Annotated in this window: 10 protein-coding genes; 8 read left to right on the forward strand and 2 right to left on the reverse strand. The window is 68.6% G+C overall.

The features are described from left to right. Positions 1-435 precede the first annotated feature (435 nt). On the forward strand, positions 436-1,779 hold the full coding sequence (locus LL962_RS19415) for an AMP-binding protein (protein WP_208621453.1): 1,344 nt from the start codon (positions 436-438) through the stop codon (positions 1,777-1,779). A 152-nt stretch (positions 1,780-1,931) separates the two neighbouring features. Here the strand turns inward: LL962_RS19415 and LL962_RS19420 are convergent, their stop codons facing one another. Further along, complete coding sequence (locus LL962_RS19420) at positions 1,932-2,939, reverse strand: chorismate transformation enzyme, FkbO/Hyg5 family (RefSeq protein ID WP_167395358.1); 1,008 nt, start codon at positions 2,937-2,939, stop codon at positions 1,932-1,934. Further along, positions 2,936-4,270 carry an NAD(P)/FAD-dependent oxidoreductase gene (locus tag LL962_RS19425; RefSeq protein WP_228318094.1) on the reverse strand — a complete coding sequence of 445 codons (1,335 nt, stop codon included), beginning with the start codon at positions 4,268-4,270 and terminating at the stop codon, positions 2,936-2,938. Before LL962_RS19425 ends, LL962_RS19420 begins: the two co-directional genes overlap by 4 nt. Before the next feature lie 299 nt (positions 4,271-4,569). Between LL962_RS19425 and xanC the strand changes: the two genes are divergently transcribed. The 7 genes from xanC to LL962_RS19460 all read left to right on the forward strand — a co-directional run bounded on the left by xanC (position 4,570) and on the right by LL962_RS19460 (position 8,520). After that, positions 4,570-4,839: a xanthomonadin biosynthesis acyl carrier protein XanC gene (gene xanC / locus LL962_RS19430; RefSeq protein WP_104587765.1), complete on the forward strand. Its 270-nt coding sequence runs from the start codon at positions 4,570-4,572 to the stop codon at positions 4,837-4,839. 37 nt (positions 4,840-4,876) lie between these two features. Continuing rightward, the gene (locus LL962_RS19435) at positions 4,877-5,560 is read left to right on the forward strand and encodes a ketosynthase (protein ID WP_167395361.1); all 684 of its coding nucleotides are present in this window, start codon (positions 4,877-4,879) and stop codon (positions 5,558-5,560) included. A 54-nt stretch (positions 5,561-5,614) separates the two neighbouring features. After that, positions 5,615-6,364, forward strand: coding sequence for a lysophospholipid acyltransferase family protein (locus LL962_RS19440; protein WP_228318090.1), 750 nt, complete (start codon positions 5,615-5,617; stop codon positions 6,362-6,364). A 71-nt stretch (positions 6,365-6,435) separates the two neighbouring features. Then, a complete protein-coding gene (locus tag LL962_RS19445) occupies positions 6,436-6,663 on the forward strand; it encodes a hypothetical protein (protein ID WP_228318091.1) in 228 nt (75 codons plus the stop codon). Beyond that, on the forward strand, positions 6,660-7,634 hold the full coding sequence (locus tag LL962_RS19450; protein ID WP_104587761.1) for an LpxL/LpxP family acyltransferase: 975 nt from the start codon (positions 6,660-6,662) through the stop codon (positions 7,632-7,634). The genes LL962_RS19445 and LL962_RS19450 overlap by 4 nt, the downstream gene beginning before the upstream one ends. Beyond that, a complete protein-coding gene (locus tag LL962_RS19455; protein ID WP_104587760.1) occupies positions 7,558-8,205 on the forward strand; it encodes a LolA-related protein in 648 nt (215 codons plus the stop codon). Before LL962_RS19450 ends, LL962_RS19455 begins: the two co-directional genes overlap by 77 nt. A gap of 87 nt (positions 8,206-8,292) precedes the next feature. Next, positions 8,293-8,520, forward strand: a complete 228-nt coding sequence (locus LL962_RS19460) for a hypothetical protein (RefSeq protein ID WP_104587759.1) — start codon at positions 8,293-8,295, stop codon at positions 8,518-8,520. Positions 8,521-8,592 lie beyond the last annotated feature (72 nt).

Here is an 8,592-nt window from a genome sequence, read left to right on the forward strand (position 1 = left end):
ACTGGATACAATGAGAGCGGGCAAGCCTAGCAGCTCGTCTGCGCGAGGGGCTTGGGCCACAGGTCATGCGGCGTTGTTCCGAGCATGAACACGATGGAGTAAAGGCGAGCGCGACCGTGAGACATCGCACGTGGAGCACGTCGGCGCAGCATGGTGTGCGCTGTGCAGCGATGCGATGTGCGCAAGGATTCACGCAGGCGCGCTGCCGCAGTCGCATGGCAGGACGCTCCGTTGCTGCAGTTCGCGCCGTTCCCTGGCGTGGACGGTACCGATGTTCCACTGCGTCGCGTGCATGCGTCGGCAGCGTGGCGCGCGGCCTGTCGGTGCGTGCGCGATGAGGGGCGCCTCCACCGCGTGCTGCTGCCGGAAACCTCCCGACTTGCCAGCGGCCCGGGGGGCGGCCAAGCTAGCGCGCTTTTGCGATCGTCGGTGTCCATGTCCAGCCTGCCCGCTCCCTCGGTTTTTCATCCCATGGCCGTGGGTGCGCCCGGCAGGGCGTTGGCATGGCGTGCCGGGCAGTCGGTGGACCTGGCCACGTTCATCGCGCATGTGCATGGCGTGGCGCAGCAGCTGCCGGATGGGCGCTATGCCGTGAATCTGTGCGAAGACCGCTACCGCTTCATGGTGGCGTTCTACGCCTGCGCGCTGCGCGGGCAGGTGTCGCTGCTGCCGTCCTCGCGCGCGCCGGCCGTGGTCGGCGAAGTGCAGGCGCGTCATGCCCAGACCTATTGCCTGGGCGATCTTCCGCTGGAGCTGGCGCCGCCGCAGTACTGGCAGCTGCCGGCCGAACTCCCGCAGGCCGACGGTCCGATCCCGCAGTTGGCCGACGACGCCTTGGTCGCGATCGGTTTCACTTCCGGCAGCACCGGCAGTCCGCAACCCAATCCCAAGACCTGGGGCAGCTTCCTGACCAGTACGCGGCAGGATCTGGTCGCGCTGCAAAGCCTGTGGGCGCACACCGATGCGGTGCCGCATGTGGTGGCCACGGTGCCGCCGCAGCATATGTATGGCATGGAGTTGTCGGTGCTGTTGCCGATGGTGACGGAACTGGCAGTGCATGCCGGGCGCCCGTTCTTCCCGGACGATGTCGCGCGCGCACTGTCGGAGATTCCGGAGCCGCGTGTGCTGGTGACCACGCCGGTGCATCTGCGCGCGCTGGTCGAATCCGGCGTGGTGCTGCCGCCGCTGGTGGGCATCGTCTCGGCGACCGCGCCGTTGGCGCAGGAGATCGCCGCGGCGGCCGAAGCGCGCTTCGGCGGCGAGGTGCGCGAGATGTTCGGCTCCACCGAAACCTGCGTGTTCGCAGTGCGCCGCACTGCACTGGAAGCGGCGTGGACCCCGCTGCCGGGCGTGCGGCTGCAAATGCAGGAGGCCGGCACCCTGGTGCATGCACCGCATCTGGCCAAGCCGGTGTTGCTGGCCGATATGATGGATGTCGGCAGCGACGGGCGCTTCCAGGTGCGCGGGCGGCAGGCCGACCTGCTGGAAATCGCGGGCAAGCGCGCGTCACTGGCCGATCTCACCCGCCGCCTGCTGGCCGTTCCAGGCGTGATCGACGGCATCGTCGTGCAGCTGATGCCCGAATCCGGACAGGCGGTCGGACGCATCGCTGCGTTGGTGGTGGCCCCGGCGCTGGACGAAGCGCAGATCCTTGCCGCCCTGCGCGTCAGCATCGACCCGGTGTTCCTGCCGCGCCGCCTGCGCAGGCTCGCCGCACTCCCGCGTAACGAAACCGGCAAGCTGCCACGCGATGTGGTGCTGGAATTGCTCAACGGCTGAGGCCGACGTGCGGACCGCAGCCGTGGCGCGGCTCGCAGTGCGGTCGGTGCGTCGCGCTGACGCGGGGCGAGTCAACGCCAGCTGCGATCCCGTGCCGGGCAGGTAGTCCACAGATCGGCTTTACGCGCCTCGCCGTGCGAGGCGAGGCGGTGTCAGCCGTGCACTCCATCGATCTCCACCGCCAGTTCATCGCGGCAGATCACTGCGTGCAGCAGCAGGCGCGGCACGGCGTGGCCGAAGCGCGCGTCCAGCGCTTGCGCGACCCGTTCCAGGTCGTCGCGCTCGCGCACGTACACCTTCAGGCGGGTGCCGGCGCCGAACCGTGCGGGCAGGGCAGGCACGTGCTGACGCGCGGCGCCGAGCAGGGCGTCGAAGTTGGCGAAGGTTTCTTCCAGCTGCGCCAGCAGCTGTCCGGTGTGCATCGATGCGTGCCCCACGACGGCGGCCGTGCCCGATAGCAGCAGCGGCATGTCGCTGCCGGCCGGCGGCAGCATCGCGCGGGCGAAGCTCGGCGGCTGCGGGCCGTATTGGCGCGGGTAGTTGTAGGCGCTGACCTGGCGCGGATTCTCCAGCGGGGTGCCGGCATCGGCGGCGGCCAGCCAGTAGATCTGGATGACGCGCTCGGCGTCGCAGCGGCCCACCGCGGTGGCGGCCGGCAGTTGCGCGGTGTCGAAGGCACCCAGCCCGCGCGCGCGGCCCACGCAGAACTGGCGGTAGCGCTCACGGTCGCCGCTGCCCAGGGTGATGGCATCCAGATAGTTCCAGATACGCAGCAGGCGCGGGGTCTGGCTGGCGCCGACGAAGGCGGTGATCTGGGCGTAGGCCCTGGCGGCGGCTTCTTCGATCTCCACGTCCTGCTCGTCGATCTCGATCACGCCGAACTGCAGGCGACCGTCGCTGGACCAGGCGATGTCGCCATCGCGCCCGCTGCGCACCGCAGCATCGGTGCGCCACACTTCCAGCACGCGCGCCTGGTGGGGCTGCAACGGCACGCGCAGGTAGCGCGGGTCGTCCAGCCGTGGCGCAGCGTCGCCGAAGCCGAACACCGCCAGTACCTGCGGATCGGCCAGCAGCGTGGCCGGGTCGGTCTGGTCGACATAATCGACCTGCAGGCGTGGGTGGCGCAGTGGCTGGGTGGTGTGGGCCGGGAAAGCGGTCATTGACTGTCTCGTTGCAAGGTGTCGCCATCGAAACCGAGCCTGGCCTGGCGCCGACGCTGGCGCCACGACTGCCAGGCACGCGGCATCATCGACAAGGTGGTGAGCGCATAGATGGCGCGGAATGCGCGCAGGCGCAGGCGCACGGCGGGGCTGTCGAAGACATCGCCGGCCAGCATCGCCACCACGGCCTGCTCCAGCTGCAGCACGTTCTGCGGTTGCGCGAACAGGCTGCGCATGGTCGGTGAGGTGAAGCGGTAGATGAACCACTTGAATTCATCCACGCCGCGTTTGAGTTCGCGTTGCAACGCGCGCTGCAGCCTGGCTTCGTGCTGCGGCGCGCGCAGCACGGCATCGACCATCGCCGCACCGCGCTCGGCGCTGTGCATGGCCAGGAACACGCCGGAGGAAAACATCGGGTCGACGAAGGTGTAGGCATCGCCCAGCATCAGCCAGCGCGGGCCCGCCATGCGCGTGCATTCGTAAGCGTAATTGCCGGTGGCGTGCACCGGCGCCACGCGCTCGGCTCCGGCCATGCGCGCACTCACTTCGGCATTGAGCGCCAGCGTGCGCATCAAGAATCCCTCGCTGTCGCCCTTGCGCGTCTTCATGTACTCCGGATAGCAGACCGCGCCCACGCTCATGATGTCGTCGGGCAGCGGGATCAGCCACATCCAGCCGTGCGCGTGTCGGTAGATGCTGATGTTGCCGGCATCCTCGCCCGGGCGCCGGGTCACACCGCGGAAGTGGCTGAACAACGCGGCCGATTGATGCTTCGCATTGGCGCGTTTGAGCTTGAGCCGGTTGCCCAGGAAGGTGTCGCGGCCGCTGGCGTCGAGCAGGTAGCGCGGGCGGAACTGCTGCACCTGGCCGTCGGCAGTGCGTGCCTGCAGTAACGGCTGTTCGCCATCCAGGTTCACCTGCTCCACCGCGATCCGCTCGCGCGCATCCACGCCCACCGCACGTGCGCGCTTGAACAGCACCTCGTCGAACTGCGCGCGCGGAACCTGGAAGGCGAAATCGGCCTTGGCATCGAGCGCATGCGAAAAGCGAAAGGTGTTGTAGCCGCCGCGATCGTTGGGAAAGTCGGCGCCGCGCTTGAGCACGCCGATGCTGCGCACCTGCTCGAGTACGCCCAGGCGTTCGAGGATGGGCATGTTCATCGGCAGCAGCGATTCGCCGATGTGAAAGCGCGGATGCTGGGCCTTTTCGAGCAGGGTCACCGCCCAACCGAGCTCGGCCAGCACGATCGCCGCAGCGCAGCCGGCCGGCCCGCCGCCGACGATCAACACGTCCGGACACTGCGGTTCGGGAGCCGGCCCGGCTGCCGGCATGGCGGTCGGGGTGGGGCGAACAGCTGCGGAAGTCATCCTGGAGCGAACCTGCGGCGGGCGAGCATCATGCAGTCATGATAGCCTGACCGGCGGCCCGGACAGCTGTGCGGGCCGTAGATCCCTTTCATGACCACCGACGCAAGCGCAGGCAATCGCCGGATGCGACGTGGGCCGGACGCGCGGACCCGCCAGGTACGGCAACGCTGCCGACCGGACGCCCCCGCACCGCCACCGCCATCGGCCGCGCACTGCCGGCGCGCTGGTCCTGTCCTGCACCCCTTTACCCTGGAAACCTCTGGATGTCTTCGCAAACCGCTGCCGAACGTGAACTGGCCGAACTCCTGGTCGAAAGCCTGAACCTGGAAGACGTCCAGCCCGCCGACATCGATCCGGAGGCGCCGTTGTTCAACACCGGGCTGGGGCTGGATTCGATCGACGCGCTGGAACTGGCGCTGGCGATCAGCAAGCGCTACGGCTTCCAGCTGCGCTCGGACAACGACGAGAACCGTCGCATCTTCGCGTCGCTGCGCGAGCTGTCGGCGCATGTGCAAGCCAACAAGACCGTCTGAGGCCGCCGCCGCGGCCCCCGGCGAGTCGCCGCCCTGGGTGCTGGGCGTCGGCGTGCTGCTGGCGGTGGCGTATTCGCCGCTGGCGCACTGGGCCAATGCCAGCCATCGCCCCGAACTGGCCGTCGTGGCGGGTGGCCTGCTGGTGCTGATGGTGCTGATCGAACCGATGGTCGCGCGCCGGCCGTGGGCCTGGATCCTGGCGGTGGCCACCCTGGCCGGCCTGGGCGCGTTGTGGCAGTCGCCGCACGCGATGCTGCTGCTGGCCGCACCGCCGGTGGTGTTCACCGGCTGGATCGCCTGGTTCTTCGGGCGTAGCCTGCGGCGCGGGCGTACGCCCTTGATCACGCGCATCGTCGAAGGGCTGTACCGCCAGGCGGACATGCCGATCACGCCTGCACAATACCGCTATACGCGCCGGCTCACCCTGGCCTGGGCCCTGCTGCTGTGTGGCTTGACCCTGGTCAACCTGGCGCTGGGCCTGTGCGCAGAACCCAGCGGCGTGCTGGCGCAACTGGGCCATGCCTCGCCGCTGCCGATCAGCGATGCGCGCGCCTCGTTGTTCGCCAATCTGCTGGCCTATGGGGTGGTGGGCGGCTTCTTCGTCGGGGAGTATCTCTTGCGCGGCCGCTGGTTTCCGCAGCGGCCCTATCGTAATCTGCCCGACTTCATGCGGCAGATGGCGCGGCTCGGGCCGGACTTCTGGCGCGATTTGCTACGCTGACGGCGTGGCCTGAGGGCACCGACGTTCGTGCACAGTTTCGGGGACAAGACAAAAATGCCGCTGGCAAGGATGCCGTCGCGCTTGGCGTGGACCGTATTCAATCTGCTGCAGTTGATCTTTACGCTGGTGTTTACCGCCGGCGGCATCGTGTATGCGTTGCTGCTGCTGGTGCTCACCCGCGATGCCGACCGCCTGCTGCGCATGGGCGCCTGGATGTGGGCGCCGGTGCTGTTCCGCGGTGCGGGCGCCCGGGTGATCGTGGAAGGGCGCGAGCGGGTCGACTGGTCCAGGAACTACCTGTTCGTCAGCAACCACCAGTCGATCATCGATATCTGCGCATTGTTCCATGCGTTGCCGGTGCCGCTGCGGTTCCTGCTCAAGGACGAGATGCTCAAGGTGCCGTTCCTGAACTGGTATGCGCGCGCCACCGGCATGTTGTTCCTGGACCGCGACAGCCGCCGGGCCGGCGCGCTGGTGCGCCGCCAGGCGGCCGCGCTGCTGCGCGAAGGCAAACAGTTGTGTCTGTTTCCCGAGGGCACCCGCAGCCGCAGCGGTGCGTTGTTGCCATTCAAGGCCGGGCTGCTGCAGGCCGCTATCGATGCTGGCGTGCAGGTGGTTCCGGTGGCGCTGGACGGGTGCGGCAAGGTGTTGCCGGTGGATGGTGTGTTCAGGGTACGTCCCGGCATCATTCGCGTGCGCATCGGCGCGCCCATCGCGGTGACCGGGCCGGATGCGCCGGATCGCCAGCAACTGACCGAGCAGGCACACAAGGCCGTGGCTGCAATGCTTCAACCCAGGATCTGAGTTCTAAGCTTATGGATTTCGTCGTGCCGCATGATCATCCCTGCCTGCCCGGACACTTTCCGGGGCGTCCGGTGGTGCCTGGCGTGGTCGTGCTCGACCATGTGCTGCAGGCGGTGGAGGCATTGCATGGCCCACGCGTGGCGGCGCGGCTGCCGCAGGTGAAGTTCGTGCAGCCGCTGCTGCCCGGCCAGACCGCTTCGGTCACGCTGGAAGGCGACGGCCCGCGCTGGCGCTTTCGCGTGCAGCGTGCCGAGCAACTGCTGGTCAGCGGCGAACTGGTGGCAGAGGCAGCGGCATGAGCAATCACTGGAAACAGCGACCCGAGGGTGGCGGGCGCTTCGCGCTGTGGCTGATCCGCGGCATCGCACGGCATGCCGGACGGACGGTGGGCCGGGCGCTGCTGTACCCGATCACCCTGTACTTCCTGCTGGTGCGTGCGCCCGAGCGCGCCGCTTCGCGGGCCTATCTGGCACGGGTACTCGGACGCGAGGCCACGCTGCGCGACGTGGCCCGGCACATCCATACGTTCGCCTCCACCATCCTGGACCGGGTGTACATGCTGTGCGGGCAGATGCAGCGCTTCCGCGTGGACATCACCGGCCTGGACCAGCTGCATACGCAGATGGATCGCGGCCGCGGCGTGCTGATCTTCGGTTCGCACCTGGGCAGTTTCGACGCGCTGCGCGTGCTGGCCACCGAGCGCCCGGACGTGCAGGTCAAGGTGGTCCTGGACAAGGCGCACAACCGCGCCATGACCGACCTGCTGGGCGCGCTGAACCCGCAGCTGGCGGCCAACATCATCGACGCCGGGATGGACGCCACCTCGATCGTCATGGCGATCAAGCAGGCCACCGACGCCGGTGCGCTGGTGGCGTTGCTGATCGACCGCCCGCGCGAGGGCGACCCGGCCCTGCCGGCAACCTTCCTCGGCCGTAACGCGATGTTCCCGACCTCGCCGTGGCTGATCGCCGCTGCGCTCAAGGTCCCGGTGGTGCTGGCGTTCGGCCTGTATCGCGGCGGCAACCATTACGAGCTGGCATTCGAGACCTTCAGCGAAGGCCTGGATCTGCCGCGCCGCCAGCGCGCGCCGGTGCTGGCGGTACTCATGCGCGATTACGCTGCCAGGCTGGAACATTACACGCGCTACGCGCCGTACAACTGGTTCAACTTCTACGATTTCTGGAACACCCATCATGCCGATGCGCCGCACCCTGCCGTGGATGCTGACACTGCTGTTCAGCGCCGCACCGCTATGCGCCGCACCGCCTGAAGCGTTGGACGTGGGCCAGGTGCTGCAGCGCCTGGCGCGCCCGGCCCCGGTCAGTACCGAGTTCGTCGAACTGCGTGGCTCGGCGCTGCTGAAGACGCCGCTGCGCGTGCAGGGCCATTACCGCCGCCCGGATGCGCAGACATTGGTGCGCGAGGTCAGCGCGCCGTACCGCGAAACCACCACCCTGCAGGGCGATGAAGGCGTGCTGGAGCGCGAAGGCAAGCCGCCGCGCCGCTTTTCGTTGCGCCGCGTGCCCGAGCTGGCCGGGCTGAAATCCGGCTTCGGCGCGTTGCTGGCCGGCGACCGCGCGCTGCTGGAACAGCAGTACCGCGTCAGCGGTCAGGGCCGCATGCAGGCGTGGCAGCTGACGCTGCAGCCCAAGGACGCGGCGGTGGCCAGGCAGGTGCGCGAGCTGCGCCTGTATGGCCGCAACGACGAGCTGCGCTGCATCGAGAGCGTGCCGGTAAAGGGCGATGTGCAGCGCACGCTGCTGGCTGGCGCTGCACGCGAGGCGGCCAGTGTCACCGACGCGACGGCACTGACCACGCTGTGCCACGGCGCGGGCGCGTGAGCCGATCCGATGCAATGCCGACAGCGACGCTGCCGTTTGCCGCGTGCGCGGCCGTCGGAGATCTGATCGTCGTCGCAGGGCTGCGGCATGCGATTTGAATTGACCGCCAACCGTCGTATCGGTCTGGCGCTGCTGTGGTTGGCGGTGCTGGGCGTGGCCGGACTGTGGCTGAGCGACACGCTCAAGGTGTCCGGCGATCTGCGCAAGTTCATGCCCGCCCTCAGCAAAGGCAACGCACCGCTGCAGCCCGATGCCGCGCGCGCGGCCGGTGGACGTTCGGCCGCAAGTGCAGGACATGCATCCCATGGCGTTTGAATTGACCGCCAACCGTCGTATCGGTCTGGCGCTGCTGTGGTTGGCGGTGCTGGGCGTGGCCGGACTGTGGCT

This window comes from Xanthomonas sp. NCPPB 1067 (genome assembly GCF_020783795.1).
GTDB lineage: Bacteria > Pseudomonadota > Gammaproteobacteria > Xanthomonadales > Xanthomonadaceae > Xanthomonas > Xanthomonas melonis.